This window comes from Schauerella aestuarii (assembly GCF_009866805.1).
Lineage (GTDB): Bacteria > Pseudomonadota > Gammaproteobacteria > Burkholderiales > Burkholderiaceae_B > Schauerella > Schauerella aestuarii.
Window position 1 is genome coordinate 1 of the sequence record NZ_SIZW01000037.1, and the last position, 15856, is coordinate 15856.

General features: G+C 61.2%; 16 protein-coding genes and 1 other RNA gene. 7 read left to right on the forward strand and 10 right to left on the reverse strand.

Translation table 11 applies throughout. The annotated features are described in order from the left end of the window. Positions 1-677 precede the first annotated feature (677 nt). The gene (locus EYW45_RS00705) at positions 678-1157 is read right to left on the reverse strand and encodes an Lrp/AsnC family transcriptional regulator (protein ID WP_161133459.1); all 480 of its coding nucleotides are present in this window, start codon (positions 1155-1157) and stop codon (positions 678-680) included. A gap of 190 nt (positions 1158-1347) precedes the next feature. Here EYW45_RS00705 and hppD point away from each other — a divergent pair, with 190 nt between their 5' ends. Further along, positions 1348-2460, forward strand: a complete 1113-nt coding sequence (hppD, locus tag EYW45_RS00710; RefSeq protein ID WP_161133460.1) for a 4-hydroxyphenylpyruvate dioxygenase — start codon at positions 1348-1350, stop codon at positions 2458-2460. Positions 2461-2594: 134 nt separating this feature from the next. Here the strand turns inward: hppD and msrA are convergent, their stop codons facing one another. From msrA to ilvD, 3 genes are all read right to left on the reverse strand, one after another. Next, on the reverse strand, positions 2595-3164 hold the full coding sequence (gene msrA / locus EYW45_RS00715; RefSeq protein WP_161133461.1) for a peptide-methionine (S)-S-oxide reductase MsrA: 570 nt from the start codon (positions 3162-3164) through the stop codon (positions 2595-2597). Between the two features lie 93 nt (positions 3165-3257). After that, a complete protein-coding gene (locus tag EYW45_RS00720) occupies positions 3258-3587 on the reverse strand; it encodes a c-type cytochrome (protein WP_161133462.1) in 330 nt (109 codons plus the stop codon). Continuing rightward, positions 3571-5256 carry a dihydroxy-acid dehydratase gene (gene ilvD / locus EYW45_RS00725; protein WP_161133463.1) on the reverse strand — a complete coding sequence of 562 codons (1686 nt, stop codon included), beginning with the start codon at positions 5254-5256 and terminating at the stop codon, positions 3571-3573. Before ilvD ends, EYW45_RS00720 begins: the two co-directional genes overlap by 17 nt. A 129-nt stretch (positions 5257-5385) precedes the next feature. Between ilvD and lgt the strand changes: the two genes are divergently transcribed. Then, positions 5386-6174, forward strand: coding sequence for a prolipoprotein diacylglyceryl transferase (lgt, locus tag EYW45_RS00730; protein ID WP_161133464.1), 789 nt, complete (start codon positions 5386-5388; stop codon positions 6172-6174). Here the strand turns inward: lgt and EYW45_RS00735 are convergent. From EYW45_RS00735 to EYW45_RS00750, 4 genes are all read right to left on the reverse strand, one after another. Next, complete coding sequence (locus EYW45_RS00735) at positions 6149-6916, reverse strand: SIMPL domain-containing protein (RefSeq protein WP_161133465.1); 768 nt, start codon at positions 6914-6916, stop codon at positions 6149-6151. The two genes, lgt and EYW45_RS00735, sit on opposite strands and share 26 nt — an antisense overlap. Positions 6917-6977: 61 nt before the next feature. Next, a non-coding RNA gene (ssrS, locus tag EYW45_RS00740) (6S RNA) lies at positions 6978-7161 on the reverse strand. Between the two features lie 63 nt (positions 7162-7224). Then, positions 7225-7536: a cell division protein ZapA gene (locus tag EYW45_RS00745; protein WP_161133466.1), complete on the reverse strand. Its 312-nt coding sequence runs from the start codon at positions 7534-7536 to the stop codon at positions 7225-7227. Next, entirely contained in the window at positions 7536-7958 is a 423-nt protein-coding gene (locus EYW45_RS00750; protein ID WP_161133467.1) for a hypothetical protein, read from the reverse strand. Before EYW45_RS00750 ends, EYW45_RS00745 begins: the two co-directional genes overlap by 1 nt. 329 nt (positions 7959-8287) lie before the next feature. Between EYW45_RS00750 and EYW45_RS00755 the strand changes: the two genes are divergently transcribed. The 4 genes from EYW45_RS00755 to EYW45_RS00770 all read left to right on the forward strand — a co-directional run bounded on the left by EYW45_RS00755 (position 8288) and on the right by EYW45_RS00770 (position 13051). Continuing rightward, positions 8288-8752 carry a tripartite tricarboxylate transporter TctB family protein gene (locus tag EYW45_RS00755; protein WP_161133468.1) on the forward strand — a complete coding sequence of 155 codons (465 nt, stop codon included), beginning with the start codon at positions 8288-8290 and terminating at the stop codon, positions 8750-8752. Positions 8753-8765: 13 nt separating this feature from the next. Beyond that, entirely contained in the window at positions 8766-10271 is a 1506-nt protein-coding gene (locus EYW45_RS00760; RefSeq protein ID WP_161133469.1) for a tripartite tricarboxylate transporter permease, read from the forward strand. 209 nt (positions 10272-10480) lie between these two features. Next, the gene (locus tag EYW45_RS00765; protein ID WP_161133470.1) at positions 10481-12085 is read left to right on the forward strand and encodes a gamma-glutamyltransferase family protein; all 1605 of its coding nucleotides are present in this window, start codon (positions 10481-10483) and stop codon (positions 12083-12085) included. 60 nt (positions 12086-12145) lie between these two features. Then, positions 12146-13051: an NAD(P)-dependent oxidoreductase gene (locus EYW45_RS00770; protein ID WP_161133471.1), complete on the forward strand. Its 906-nt coding sequence runs from the start codon at positions 12146-12148 to the stop codon at positions 13049-13051. 58 nt (positions 13052-13109) lie between these two features. On the opposite strand, the gene EYW45_RS00775 is transcribed toward EYW45_RS00770, so the two are convergent. Then, complete coding sequence (locus tag EYW45_RS00775) at positions 13110-13736, reverse strand: FMN-dependent NADH-azoreductase (protein WP_161133621.1); 627 nt, start codon at positions 13734-13736, stop codon at positions 13110-13112. 110 nt (positions 13737-13846) lie between these two features. On the opposite strand from EYW45_RS00775, the gene EYW45_RS00780 reads away from it, so the two are divergent. Then, on the forward strand, positions 13847-14794 hold the full coding sequence (locus tag EYW45_RS00780) for a LysR family transcriptional regulator (RefSeq protein ID WP_161133472.1): 948 nt from the start codon (positions 13847-13849) through the stop codon (positions 14792-14794). A gap of 116 nt (positions 14795-14910) precedes the next feature. Here EYW45_RS00780 and EYW45_RS00785 read toward each other — a convergent pair whose 3' ends face one another. Next, positions 14911-15843, reverse strand: coding sequence for a 2-hydroxyacid dehydrogenase (locus tag EYW45_RS00785; RefSeq protein ID WP_161133473.1), 933 nt, complete (start codon positions 15841-15843; stop codon positions 14911-14913). Positions 15844-15856: the final 13 nt, after the last annotated feature.

Genomic DNA, 15856 nt, shown 5'->3' on the forward strand with positions numbered 1-15856 from the left:
ACCCTCGCCACTCACACTACTGCGCCGCTTTCGCCGCGCTGCTGTGTCAGCAGCAGAGAAACGAGATTATGAAGGAGTTTTTCAACTTCGTCAAGTCAGCTTTATTTCGCTAATCTGACATTTTCGTGACTGGCGACTTATTCGCTACCACCCACAAAAACCACTTCATAACACCGCTTCAACGCCTGCAGACCGAAGCCCGCAAACCTCACCGATCGACTACCGAACCAGAAGATTTTCGCTTCCAATTCGCCGTTCAGCGAAGCCCTCCACTTTAGCACATTTCGCTGAGTTCAGCAACCGGCTTCGCGCCTAACTTGCCTTTGAACATCGCGCTGAAATGACTTCAGTGCCGATCGATCCGATCACCCCAAACCACCTGAAAACCGAAGCTTTCTGCAACTCGCGTTGCCTGGCTAGAAGCCCCTGACCAATCGTCCCGCACTTGCTTCGAATCGCTTCGTACCCCCTAGGGTTAACCCGCATTTCTCTGCAACTGCCGAGCCAGAGAATATAGCACAGTTTTAATTTGCAATGCAACTTGGCACCAAAACTTACTGCCCTACATCCTGGCCGGAAACTTCCCGGCCCTGACCCGCACCAACCGGTCAAAACAACGACTGCTTGGTGAAGGGGCCGAACTATAGCACAAGATTTGGGGTGTGCAAGTCGAAAAGCTACTGAAGCATCAATTCACTGGTTTCCTTGATGCGCTGAAGGGAGAAACTGGATCGCATATCGATGACGGCAGGATGCTGCATAAGGGTATCCATCGCAAAGCGCGAGAAGTGCGCCAAATCCTGCACCTGAATCCGCATGAGGTAATCCATTTCCCCAGTCATCGCGTAGCAGGCCGCGACTTCGGGCCAATCCTGCACGTCACGGGCAAAGTCGCTCATGGGCGCATGACTCGATCCGCTGTGCTTATTCAGACGAATGGTGACGTACGCCACCAGCCCCAGCCCTACCTTGTCTGCGTCGACCAACGCCACATATTGGCGGATGTAGCCCTGCTCTTCCAGTCTGCGAACGCGGCGCAGACACGGGCTGGGCGAAAGCGAAACGCGATCGGCCAGCTCCTGGTTGCTCAGCCGTCCATCCCGCTGCAATTCCATCAAAATCTGACGATCCGTGCGATCCAATTCCAATTCTGGCATTTCATGCCTCCCATTTCTTGACTACAGCAATTTTATTGCGCAGATCACTGATTACAACGCTATTTTCGCAATCGGCTGCTGGACCGTCTTGGATAGAATCGTTTTCGCAAGCTGCCGTGACTCTGTGCAGTGGCGAAGTCATGCAGCACCACCGATAAGCGCAGTGTCTATATATAGAGGAGACTAATTCATGAGCGACGTCCAACAGCCCTGGGACAATCCGATGGGGACCGCAGGTTTCGAATTCATCGAATACACCGCCCCCGATCCCGCCGCGTTGCGCAAAGTCTTCGAGACGATGGGCTTCAAGGCCATCGCACGTCACCGCCACAAGGATGTGACGCTATTTCGTCAGGGTGGGGTCAACTTCCTCGTCAACGCCGAGCCGGATTCATTCGCCCAGCGATTCGCCAAGCTTCACGGCCCTTCGATCTGTGCCATTGGCTTGCGCGTACAGGATGCGGGGTTTGCCTATAAGCGGGCGCTAGAGTTGGGCGCATGGGGTTTCGACAGCCGCAGCGGTCCGATGGAGCTGAACATTCCCGCCATCAAGGGCATCGGCGACTCGCTGATTTACCTGGTGGATCGCTGGGAAGGCAAGGACGGCCACGGCGGGATCGGCGACATCAGCATTTATGACGTGGATTTCGTGCCGTTGGATGTGGATCATGCTGCGGACGATATCCATCACTTCGGCGCCGGCCTGACACTGGTCGATCACCTGACCCATAACGTGCATAAAGGCCGTATGGCCGAATGGGCCGAGTTTTACGAGCGCCTGTTCAACTTCCGTGAAGTGCGCTACTTCGATATCGAAGGCAAGGTGACCGGCGTGAAGTCCAAAGCCATGACCTCGCCTTGCGGCAACATCCGTATTCCGATCAACGAAGAAGGTACGGAAGAAAAAGGCCAGATCCAGGAATACCTGGACATGTATCGCGGCGAAGGTATTCAGCACATTGCGTTGGCCAGCAACGACATTGCCGCAACGGTGGAAGCCCTGCGCGCCAATGGCACCCGCTTTCTGGACACGCCAGAAACGTATTACGAACTGCTCGACCGCCGTTTGCCGAACCACGGCGAGAACGTGGATATCCTGCAGAAGAACCGCATCTTGCTCGACGGTGCTGCTGAAGGCGGCTTGTTGCTGCAGATCTTCACCGAGAATCAAATCGGACCGATTTTCTTCGAGATCATCCAACGCAAAGGCAACGATGGATTCGGCGAAGGCAACTTCAAGGCGCTTTTCGAATCGATCGAACTCGACCAGATGCGTCGAGGCGTGGTGAAAACAGTCGACTGAGCTCGCCTGGCGCTTCGCTGCAAAGCGGGTGCCGCGCGGATTGGCTGCGCATGAAAATGCCGCGCACGTCTTCTCTATATAGGAGGGACGTGCGCGGCATTTGTTTTATTCGTCTGGTGTGCTTTCCGCGACGATCAGCCCTGTGCCAAGCGATCGCGAAACTGCTGACGAAACTTCGATACTTTCGGCGCAATGACGAACTGGCAATAGCCTTGCCCCGGATGCCGCGCAAAATAATCGCGGTGGTAATCCTCGGCGGGCCAGAAATGCGCATCGGGCAACACCTGAGTGACGATCGGCGCATCGTAGATTCCCGCCGCATTGACTTCGGCGATGATTTTTGCCGCGGCCGTCGATTGCTCGGCACTTTGCGCAAAGATCGCCGACTCGTATTGCGGCCCCACATCGTTGCCCTGGCGGCCCGGTGTGGTGGGGTCGTGCGTTGCGAAGAACACGCGCAACAGATCTTCAAACGAGAGCACTGCCGGATCGAACGTAATCCTGGCGACTTCGATGTGCCCGGTGTTCCCGTCGCAAACCTGCTCGTAGGAAGGGTTGTCGACATGTCCGCCCGCATATCCGGACTGTACGGACGACACGCCGCGCAAGCCCTGAAACACCGCTTCGACGCACCAAAAGCATCCGCCGCCCAAAACCGCGACTTGCGCGCCGCCCGGCGCGACTGGGGTTGATAACTCGCTCATTGCTGCTCCTTGAGGCTTCGGGTGATGGGCAAACGCACCGACGGGCACCGCGAGGCGCCTGCAAACGGTGTTGGCCGATCTCCTATATGCGGCCTATTGTGCGCTCTTCAACGACAAAATCCACTCGGCCAACTGTTTCGCTTCGTCAGGGGTGACATGGGTCTGCGCGGGCATCGGCACGGCGCCCCAGCGGCCGCCCCCACCTTTACGTATGGACTGTGCCAGGTAATCGACGGCCTCAGGCGGACCCGCATACCGTTTGGCGATACTGGCCAGCGGTGGGCCCACCCGTTTCACGTCGACCTGGTGACAGGCCATGCAGTTGCGGGATTTGGCCAAGGCCTCCCCGGTAGTTTGGGCGGCGGCAGGCGCCGCCAGCAGGGTGGCCACGAGGGCCAATCCTGCCTTACTCGTCAAACGCATCGGTAACGGCTCCACGACTGGCGGTACTGGCGAGCTTGCCGAACTTGGCCAGCACACCACGAGTGTATCGGGGTGCCGGCGCCCGCCAGGCAGCCCGGCGGGCAGCGATGACGTCATCAGGCACATTGAGTTGCAGCAACAAGGCATGAGCGTCGATCGTGACCGAATCGCCCTCTTCGATCAATGCGATCGGGCCGCCGACCTGCGCCTCGGGCGAGACGTGCCCCACCACCATGCCCCAGGTACCGCCCGAGAAACGCCCGTCGGTCACGAGGCCCACGGTTTCGCCCAGGCCCTGGCCGATCAAGGCGGAAGTGGGTGCCAGCATCTCGCGCATGCCCGGCCCGCCTTTGGGGCCCTCGTAGCGAATGATCAAAACGTCGCCATCGACAATGCGCCGGTCCATGATGGCGGCCATGGCATCGTCTTCGGAATCGAACACGCGCGCGGGCCCGGTGATGACGGGGTTCTTGAGCCCGGTGATCTTGGCCACGCAGCCCTCAGGCGACAGATTGCCCTTCAGAATCGCCAGGTGCCCTTCCTTGTACAACGCGTGTTCGATGGTGCGGATCACATCTTGATCGGGCGAAGGCACATCGGGCACATCGGCGAGGGTCTCGGCGATCGTCTGCCCGGTAATCGTGATGCAATCGCCATGCAGCAAGCCGGCGTTCAACAACAGCTTCATGACTTGCGGGATGCCCCCTGCACGATGCAGATCGGTCGCGACGTACGCGCCGGAAGGCTTCAGGTTGCACAGCACCGGCACCTTGCGGCGCATGCGTTCGAAATCGTCGATGGTCCAAGGCACCTCGGCCGCGTGCGCGATCGCCAGGAAATGCAGCACGGCATTGGTCGACCCACCCGTGGCCATCAGCACGGCGACGGCGTTTTCGATGGACTTGCGCGTGATGATGTCGCGCGGACGCAGATTGCGTTTGACCGCTTCGACCAGCACCCGCGCCGATTCGGCCGCAGATGCCGTCTTCTCGTCATCCTCGTTGGCCATCGTGCTGGAGTATGGGAGCGCCATGCCCATGGCTTCGAACGCGGAGCTCATGGTGTTGGCCGTGTACATGCCGCCACAGGATCCCGAGCCCGGAACGGCACGCTTTTCGATTTCCTTGAAATCTTCTTCACTCATGCGACCCATGGTGTGTTCGCCAACCGCTTCGAACACGGACACGATCGTCAAGTCGCGACCCTTGTAGTGCCCCGGTTTGATGGTGCCGCCATAAACGTAGATGCCCGGCACGTTCGTGCGCGCCAGGGCCATCATGCCGCCCGGCATGTTCTTGTCGCATCCGCCGATGACGACGACGCCGTCCATCCATTGCCCTTGGGCGGCCGTCTCGATGCAGTCGGCGATGACTTCACGCGACACCAGCGAGTACTTCATGCCTTCGGTGCCCATCGACATTCCGTCAGAGATGGTGGGCGTGCCGAAGACCTGCGGATTGGCCCCGGATTCGCGGATCGATGCGATCGCGGCATCGGCCAGGCGCTGCAAGCCGCTGTTGCATGGCGTGATCGTGGAGTGGCCATTGGCGACGCCGATCATCGGGGCGTCGAAATCCTTTTCTTGATAACCGAGCGCGTAATACATGGCGCGGTTGGGTGCGCGTGCGTCGCCTTGGGTGATATGGCGTGACCGTTCGTTATAAGGCATGGCTTGTCTCCTGATGTTCCTGTATTGCCGGCATCGAACGCATGGCGGCAAAGTGAACGCGGACCCCGGCGGGCGTCGGAGCCTGAACGCCGGTTATTATCCGTCATCTCTTTATGGTCCGTTTCAAACATGCTGCGCTATCCCGAGTTCGACCCTATCGCCATCAAAATCGGTCCACTTGCCGTTCACTGGTATGGCCTGATGTATCTCGTCGCGTTTGCCCTGGTATACGTCCTGGGCCGGGTGCGCATCGCCAACGGGCGCGGCAACGGTTTTTCGAACAAGGATCTCGAAGACCTGATCTTCTACAGCGTGATGGGGGTCGTGATCGGTGGGCGCCTGGGCTATGTGCTGTTCTACAAGCCGAGCTATTACCTGGCGCACCCGCTGGAGATTTTCTACCTGTGGGAAGGCGGAATGGCCTTTCACGGCGGGCTGCTCGGCGTGCTGCTGGTGTTCTGGCTCTTCGCGCGCAAACGTGGTGTGTCGTTCTTCACCGTAAGCGATTTCATCGCTCCCTTGATCCCGCTGGGTCTGGCGGCAGGCCGCCTGGGCAACTTCATCAATGGCGAGCTGTGGGGCCGTCCGACGGATGTGCCGTGGGCGATGGTTTTTCCCGGATCGGGCGACGGCGTGGCACGCCATCCTTCGCAGCTCTACCAGATGGGCATGGAAGGCATTCTGCTCTTCATCGTGCTGTGGGTGTTTTCACGCCATCCGCGTCCTACGGGACAGGTGAGCGCCGTGTTCCTGATCGGTTACGGCACCTTCCGCTTTCTCGCCGAGTTCACGCGTGAACCGGATAACTTCCTGGGCCTGCTGGCCGGCGGGATGAGCATGGGACAGTGGCTGTCGCTGCCCATGATCGCCGCCGGTATCGCGCTTTACATCATCACTGCAAAACGACCGTCCCATTGACCACGACGGTGACGGTTTGCTTGCCCGATTCGAGCGGCACGTTGGCGTCGGACGCCTCCTTGCCGCGGGCAGCCATCGCCATCATGCGCGGTTGCGGCGGCTCGGCGCCGCTGCCGCCCACTTCGAGCTTGGCGATTCGATAACCTGAGAAACCGAAGGCCGCAGTGGCGGCGAGCGCACGCTCGCGAAACGCACTGGCCGCCTGCGTCAACAGCTTGCGCTCTTCGGCTTCGCGCTTGTCGCGCGACAGCGAAAACCGGATATTCGAAATCGTGACCCGGTCGCCCAGCTTGGCGGCCAACTCGGACGCGGCCGCGAAATCCTTCGATTCGAGGACGACTTCGCCCTGACCGCGCCAGCTCGTGGTCTTGCCCTTGTTGTTCGACATGGCCCAGACGTTATAGCCGCCGCTGCGAGCGTCCACACCCTTCACACCTTTGGCTTGCTTCATCACCGACTCGAGTGCGGCCGTGAGTTTTTTGCCGGCAGCAATCTGATCGGGCGCTTCCACTTCGGCGGCCAGGGAAATCGTGACGGTGTCTTCATCAACTTCGCTGGATGCGTTGGCGGCAAGCGTCATCTCGGGCGCGCGCGGGCCGGCCGGGCGTTCGGCAGCTGCCGAGGCGGGCGCTGGGGGTGGCGGCGCCGACTGGGCGGCGGCGGGCTGGGCCAACACCATGAGGCTCGCTGCGCAAAGCGCGGCGACGATACGGGTCGTGCGGATAACCGGAATGGGGAACATGTACAAGATCCTATAGCGGTGGGCAAAAAAAAGGACCTGCGCAATCGCAGGTCCGTCTTGTAAAAGCCCCGCCTGTGCCGTCTAGGCCGGCATCTCAAACCGAAGTTCAAGTCGGTCGTGCTAAGCGAAACCTTGGGTCCATCTACGGAGAGACGGACGCGCCAGCTACGCAAATCGCACAACCTGATGCCAATTAAGCATTGGTTGGAGAATGTATGGCCAGGTCACGAACACGGCAGGGACAAACTGTGTTGAATCAACGTGGCGCCAAGACCGACGGGATGTGCCGCCGCGCCTTGAAGCTCATTTCAGGAAGCGCGCGGCCTATCGGTGAGCGCGTCGTCCAATAATGAATTCATGTCGGCAATTCTACGCTTGAAGTCGCCGACCGCCAAACCGCCCAATGGACCATCCGGCGCTTTCATCGATAACAGTTCGCCGGCCACTTGTATAGCGGCCATGACGGCGATGCGTTCATTGCTGGATACCTTGCCCGTGCCGGCGATACGCAACATCAACTGATCGATATGGCGCACGGCAGCGAGCAGCGTGGGTTTTTCTTCTAACGAGCACGCGAGCGAATACTCGCGGCCCAGAATCGTGACGTCGACGCGTTCCATCAGATGTGCTCCCCTTCGGCTGCGGGTGCAGCACCCGGCAGGCGCGCCAGAACGGCATCGATGCGCGTCTGGGCGGAGCCGGCGGCTTGCCGCAGTTGCTCGACGTCGGCATCGCGCGCCAAAAGGCGCGACTCCAGCGATTGGTGAGCGGTGTACTGAAATTCGAGCTGCTCGCGCAGCGCAACCTCGGCCCGCTGCGACTCTGCCAGGCGCGTGGCGACTTCGCCGTCCTGGTCCTTGAGTTGCGCTTGCAGGGTGAGCAAGGCCGCGTCGCGCTCGGCGCATTGCTCGCGCAATGTGCGGGCGGCACGCTCGGCTTCGTCCAGACGCGCACGCAGCGCATCCCGTTCGGCATGCATTTGCCGGGTGCGCTGGACAAGCTGCCCGATGCGCGTGGTGAGTTGATCTAGGTCTTGCAACATGGGCGCTATCGTAAACCATATGGCGGGTTGCGGCACGCTGTCGAGTAGCATTCAATGCACTATCGATGTGCTGTCAACGTCCTGTCTCTTTACTTTCATTCGCCTTTCATTAACTGCCCTGTTTGCCCGAAAAGTTACACCCTGGATTGATGCTTACCCTAAATCTAGGGAAAACCCCAGGCTTTCAAGGAACTTACAGGGTAGGCATCCCGCAAGCCAACCATTACCATGCAGCCTGTCTGAGATACCCCGCTTTCGACAGATAAGACCTAATGGCACTCAAGTGTCTGAATTTAAAACCTACATGCTGTACATAGGAGCCAACCAACATGCAATTAAAGAATAGACAGGACTTCTGGTCGGGGGTGATGTTCGTCGCCCTTGGCCTCGGGTTCGCCTGGAAAGCGACGAGCTACCAGATGGGGACCGCGGCACGCATGGGCCCGGGCTATTTCCCTTTTTGGTTGGGACTGGTACTGGCGCTACTCGGCATCATCGTGCTGTTGGGCTCCTTCTCCAAAAACGCACTCGAAACGACAATCGACAAGTTCGATTTCCGCATCGCCGGCCTCGTGGTGGGCTCGGTATTGCTTTATGGCTTCATCCTCCGTCCGCTGGGCGTGTACATCTCCGTCGCCGTTCTGGTGATCGTCAGCAGCCTGGCGAGTCATGAGTTCAGCTGGAAGATTGCCGTCGGCAACGCCATTTTCCTGGTGATCTTCTCGTACCTCGCCTTCATCAAGGGCCTGGGACTGATTTTCCCGCTGTGGCCTAGCTTCATGGGTATGAACTGAGGATAGATGCATCATGGAACTTTTCGATAATTTAATGTTGGGTTTCTCGGTTGCGTTCACGCCGGAAAACTTGTTCTACGCGCTGCTGGGTTGCATCCTGGGCACCCTGATCGGCGTTCTGCCGGGTATCGGTCCGGTGCCGACGATCGCCATGTTGTTGCCGATCACCTACGTGTTGCCCCCGATCGCGGGGTTGATCATGCTGGCCGGTATTTACTACGGTGCGCAATACGGCGGTTCCACCACTGCCATTCTCGTGGCATTGCCAGGTGAGACGTCAGCGGTGGTGACCGTGCTCGACGGTCACCAGATGGCGCGTAACGGTCGTGCCGGCGCCGCGCTGGCGATCGCCGCTCTCGGTTCGTTCTTCGCCGGTTGCGTGGCGACCGTTCTGTTGGCCGCCTTCGCGCCCCCGTTGGCCGAAGTGGCGTTCAAGTTCGGTCCGGCCGAATACTTCTCGCTGATGTGCTTGGGTCTGGTAGGCGCCGTGGTGTTGGCTTCCGGTTCGTTGCCGAAGGCCATCGCGATGATTCTGCTGGGTCTGCTGTTGGGCATGGTCGGTACCGACGTGAACTCGGGTGTTGCCCGCTACGACTTCGGCATCCCCGAACTGCAAGACGGTATCGACTTCGCCATCGTGGCCATGGGCGTGTTCGGCTTTGCCGAAATCATGACCAACCTCGAGCAGAAGGAAAACCGCGTCGACATCACCGACAAGATCGGCTCGCTGTATCCGAACAAGCAGGAATTCAAGGAAGCCTGGCCCGCCGTCGTGCGCGGTACGGCCCTGGGTTCGGCCCTGGGTATTCTGCCGGGCGGTGGCGCGGTGCTGTCGTCGTTTGCCTCGTATACGCTGGAAAAGAAGATCTCCAAGAACCCGGAGCGCTTCGGCAAGGGTCACCCCGCCGGTCTGGCAGGTCCCGAGTCGGCCAATAACGCTGCGGCACAGACGTCGTTCATTCCGCTCCTGACGCTGGGTATCCCGGGTAATGCCGTGATGGCGTTGATGGTGGGCGCGATGACCATCCACAACATCCAGCCGGGCCCGCAGGTCATGACCAGCCACCCGGAACTGTTCTGGGGCCTGATCGCGTCGATGTGGATCGGCAACCTGATGCTGGTGATTTTGAACCTGCCGCTGATCGGTTTGTGGATCAAGCTGCTGAAGGTGCCTTACCGCATCCTGTTCCCGGCCATTCTGGTGTTCTGCACGATCGGTGTGTACTCGCTGAACTACAACACGTTCGACATCTACACGACGGCGATGTTCGGTGTGATCGGTTATGTGTGGGCCAAGCTGAAGTGCGAAGGCGCTCCGCTGCTGTTGGGTCTGGTGCTGGGTCCCATGATGGAGGAAAACTTCCGCCGTGCCCTGCTGCTGTCCCGCGGCGATTACACGACCTTCGTGACGCGTCCGCTGTCGGCATCGCTGCTGGCGGTGGCCGTGTTCCTGGTCATCCTGGTCGCCCTGCCCAGCATCAAGAAGAAGCGCGAAGAAACGTTCGTCGAAGAAGAGTAAATCCTCTGCCGGATCGGGGTTTGCCCCGATCGGACGACCGCTCGCGAAAAACCCGCAACCTGCGTTGCGGGTTTTTTTTTGGCCATCGATTTGGCTGTGCAGGCGTCATGCCTGGCTGGGAGAGGATGTCATCCATGAAATGTTGCATTGCACACGCTCGCTTACGTTAAGCTGCGGGTTTACCCCAGCCGTCGTATGCGCATCCCTACATGACCTTCGATTGGAACAACCCCTATTCAACCACCCGGCATCCGGTGTTCGCACGCAACATCGTGTCGACCTCGCAGCCGCTCGCCGCACAAGCCGGCATGCGGGTGCTGGCTAACGGCGGCAATGCGGTCGACGCCGCGATCGCTGCGGCCGCCACGCTTACCCTGACTGAGCCCGTCAGCAACGGCCTGGGTTCGGACTGCTTCGCCATTGTGTGGGACGGCGCACGGTTGCATGGCCTGAATGCGTCGGGACCTGCGCCACAGGCGTGGAATCTCGATTACTTTAAGCGCAAGCATCGCGGCACCATTCCGATGCGGGGCTGGGACAGCGTGACCGTACCGGGTTGCGTGGCTGGCTGGGACGCACTGCATGCCAAACTCGGCAAGCTGTCGTTCGAATCGGTATTGGCGCCGGCCATCGAGTATGCCGAGCGCGGCTTCGCCATCTCGCCCGTGGTGCAGCAGAAATGGGCGGCGCAGGCCGACGTGCTGCAGTCCTTTCCCGGCTTTGCCGAGCACTTCATGCCTAAGATGCGCGCCCCACATGTGGGCGAGCATTTCGTGTTGCGCGGGGCGGCGGATACGCTCAAGCGCATCGCAGCGACGCGCGGGCGCGATTTTTACGACGGCGAGACGGCGCACAAACTGGTGGCGCATGCGCAGGCGCACGATGCGGCGATGAGCGTGTCGGATCTGCGCAATTACCAGCCTGAGTGGGTCACGCCGATTCAACAGCAGTATCGCGGCCATACGCTGCACCAGATCCCGCCCAACGGGCAAGGCATCGCCGCATTGATCGCGCTGGGCATCCTCGACCGGTTCGATCTGGCCCAGCGACCGATCGATCATCCCGATACGCAGCATCTGATGATCGAGGCAATGAAGCTGGCGTTTGCGGACGTGTATGAGCATGTGGCCGATGGCGCGCATATGCGGCTGACGACGGAGCAGATGTTGTCACCCGACTATCTGGCGGCGCGTGCCGGGCTGATCGATCTCAAGCGCGCCCAGCCGTTCGCCTCCGGGCACGCACCGCAGGGCGGTACCGTCTATCTCACCACCGCCGACCGCAGCGGCATGATGGTGAGCTTCATCCAGTCGAACTACATGGGATTCGGCTCCGGCATCGTGGTGCCGGGAACCGGCGTGAGCCTGCAGAACCGGGGCCACTGCTTCAGCACGGACCCGGCGCACGCCAACGTGGTGGCCGGCGGCAAACGACCCTTTCACACGATCATTCCCGGTTTTCTGATGCGCGACGGCGCGCCGGTGATGAGCTTTGGCGTGATGGGTGGCAATATGCAACCGCAGGGCCATGTGCAGACATTGGTGCGCATGCTGGACTATCATCAACAGCCTCAGGCGGCGTGCGATGCGCCGCGCTGGAAGTGGAATCACGGCGTGTCGGTGGACGTGGAAGCGGCCATGCCGCGGGCCGTCCTGGATGAGCTGCGCCTGCGCGGGCATGTGCTGGAGGGATTCGACGATCCGTATATGGATTTCGGATCGGGCCAGTTCATCTGGCGCCTGGGCGACCCCGCCGTCGACGGCTATGTTGCGGCCAGCGACAGCCGCCGCGACGGTCTGGCCGCCGGATTCTGATTACGCATTGCCTTTCATGAATACGCCGGCTTTCGGGCCGGCGGCTACCTGGAGCTCTACATGTCTTCTATCGGTACCCGCTCGTATGACGCCACGGCCGCCAAACGCGTGGCCTTCATCGGCCTGGGCGTGATGGGCTTTCCCATGGCTGGCCATCTGGCCCGCGCCGGCCACACGGTGACGGTGTACAACCGCAGCGCGGCCAAGGCCGAGGCATGGGTAAAAGAGTTCGGCGGCAAATCGGCGCCGACGCCGCGCGAAGCGGCCGCCGATGCCGAGATCGTGTTTGCGTGCGTGGGTAACGACGACGATCTGAAGAGCGTGGTGTTGGGCGAGGACGGTGCCTTTGCCGGCATGACGCGCGGCGCGGTGTTTGTGGACCACACCACGGCGTCGGCCGATGTGGCGCGCGCGCTGCATGCCGAAGCCGAGAAGCTGGGCCTGGAGTTCATGGATGCGCCGGTATCCGGCGGCCAGGCCGGTGCCGTCAACGGTCAGTTGACCATCATGTGCGGAGCCCATCCGGATATTTTTGCAGCGATTCAGCCGGTTGCGCTGGTTTTCGGCCGGGCCGTCACCCGCGTGGGTGAGCCGGGCGCAGGCCAACTGGCAAAGATGGTCAATCAGATCTGCATCGCCGGCATCGTGCAAGGGTTGTCGGAGGCCATCGCCTTCGGCCAGGCGGCCGATCTGGACATGAAGGTGGTGCTGGACGTGATCAGCAAAGGTGCCGCACAAAGCTGGCAGATGGAGAACCGCGGCGCGACCATGGTCGACGACAAGTTCGAGTTCGGCTTTGCGGTGGACTGGATGCGCAAGGATCTGGGCCTGGTACTGGACGAGGCCCGCCGCAATGGCGCCCGGGTGCCGGTGACGGCCCTGGTGGACCAGTTCTACGGCGACGTGCAGAAGCTGGGCGGCAATCGCTGGGATACCTCGAGCCTGATCAAGCGCCTGCGCGACTGACCGCGCCTGCGCGATCGAGCATGCACAACGGCCGCGCAAAGAGCGCGGCCGTTGTGCATCAGGCGGCCACGCGGCTTTCGGCCGATGCGGTCTGCGGCAGTGCGTCGATCGCGGCACGCGCGGCATCCATACCGGCAGCGGCAGCGGCCTCACCCATCGCCTGCCCTTCGGCTGCGATGAAAGTGACATTGGTCATGCCCAAAAAGCCCAGCATCGTTTGCAGATAGGGTGTGACGGTGTCAAGCGGCGTCCCTTGTGCTTTGCCGCCGCGCGCCGATACGACGAACACTTCCTTGCCGGTAACCAGGCCTTCCGGGACACCTTCTGCGGTATAGCGGAATGTCACGCCGGCGCGCGCCACAAAATCCAGATAGCTCTTCAACTGCGCCGGCAATCCGAAGTTGTAGACGGGCACGGCGAAGATCACGCGATCGGCCGCCTTGAGTTCATCAATCGCCGCATCAGCCACCGCGACAGCGGCGTGTTGAGCGTCAACGCGCTGGTCTTGCGGGGTGAACAGCGCGCCGATCAGGCTGCCGTCCATATAGGGCAGCGGCGTATGGCCCAGGTCACGCACGATGACCTCGCCCTGCTCTGCACCCAAATGTGCCGACAGATGGCGGGCCAGTTGGGTGGACTTGCTGTTGTCGCCGAGGATGGACGAGAGAACGATCAGGGTACGCATGATGGGGGAAGTCCGATGATTGGAAGCAATGGACTCACTGTAGGCCGGTTTTTTTGTCGCGAAAAGCCCGCTAAACTGAACGCCATGTTCCACTCATCGGACAATCGCAGATGCAAGATCTCAACGATCTGTTTTATTTCGCCCAAGTGGTCGAACGCGGCAGCTTCACCGCCGCCGGCAAAAGCCTCGGCATTCCAAAGTCGCGATTGTCTCGCCGGATTGCGCTGCTGGAAGAACGGCTAGGCGTCAGGCTGCTTCAACGCACGACCCGCCAGATCAGCCTCACCAGTGCCGGTGAGCGCTATCTGACGTTCTGCCGCGCCATGGCGTCCTCCGCCCGGGCCGCCGACGACGCCATGCAACAACTGAAAGCCGAACCTACCGGCCCTGTGGTCGTGAGTTGCCCGGTCGCCATCGCCCAGCAAATGCTGGCGCCGATCCTGCCCGAATTCATGGATGCGTTCCCCCAGGTGGCGATTCGTCTGCTCGTGACCAATCGGCGTATCGACCTGATCAAGGAAGGCGTCGATCTGGCCGTGCGGGTGCGCCCCAAGCTGGATACGGATGCGGAGTTCATCGTTCGGCGCTTGGGAAGTGGCAGCTCGGCGCTGGTGGCCAGCCCTGACTACATCCGGCGGCATGGGCAGCCCGATGCGCCGCCCGCGTTGGCAGACCATCGCACGCTGACGTTTTCCGATGAGCCGGACACCCGCTGGACGTTGGATAACCGTCGTGGCGAACAGCACGTCGTGCAGATCACGCCGCAACTGGCATCGAATGATTTTGTCGTGCTTGCCGAAGCCGCCATCCGGGGCCACGGCATTGCCTTGCTGCCCGATGTCGCCATCCGCGAAGCGTTGCGCACCGGCACCCTGGTGAAAGTGCTGCCGCAATGGCACACCGGCAACGGGATCGTGCATTGCATCTATCCGTCGCGGCGCGGCATGGTGCCGGCCGTCAGGTCGTTTCTGGATTTTCTATCCGATCGGTTGCCGCAGGCGTACGCCGACGAGGCGGAAACCGGCAGCAACGCGCACTACGCGCCATCGCCGCCTTGATCGCGCGCCCTCAGGCCGAGGGCGCTGAATGCATGAGCGCGGTCAGATCAAGACCATGGCACCGCCGAGGAATGAGGCAGTAACCCTGCGGGTCAGTCCGATCCCGCGTCGTGGGCTCAATACCCGCGATCGCGCGACACAATGCCGGTAATCGGTTGGCCGGCAGCCAGCGCGCGCACCTTCGACGCGATCTGAGCGATCGACTCTTCGAGCAACGTGCGTGCTGCCACATGCGGGGTGATGTGTACCCGCGCGTCACGCCAGAATGGATGATCCTGCGGCAACGGCTCGGTTTCGAACACATCCAGCGACGCGCCTGCGACCTGACCCGAAGCGAGTGCCGCGAGCAAATCCTTTTCGACCAGGGACTCGCCGCGCCCCACATTGATGACGTGCGCACCCGACTTCAATTGCGCCAGCACCGATGCATCGATGAAGCCGCGCGTCTCCGCCGTCAACGGCAGCACGTTGACGAGCACGCGGGTGCGTGCCAAAAACGCCGGCAGCGCCTCGGCACCCGCGTACGATGTCATGCCGGCCACATCGTCACGGCCCGAGCGCGACCACCCGGCCACGTCGTAACCCAGCGTCGCCAACGTTTGCGCGACTTGTAGACCGATCCGACCCAAGCCCAGAATGCCCACCGGCCAGTCAGCGCGCAGGGTGCCCGGCGCAGGCTGCCACTGTCCGGCGCGCTGTTGCGCGTCATACACGTCGAAATCGCGCGACGCGCGGGCCAGTGCAAACAACACGTACTCTGCCATCTGCACCGCCATGCCGGCGTCCTCGAGACGAATCAGCCGGGCGTCGGCGGGAAACGTCGGTAAGGCCAGCACGGCATCGACGCCCGCGCCCAGATTGAATATCGTCTTGAGCTGCGTTTCATGCGTGAACAGATTGGCCGGCGGCTTCCACACCAGCGCGACATCGGCGCCGGTGGCGGGCGCGTTCGGATTCCAGATCGACACATGATGCTCGGGCAACGCGGCGCGCAGGGCCGCGACCCATTCTTCGGGAGGCGTGCCGGGATGAGCGAACAAGAGATGCATGGCAATTCGTCCA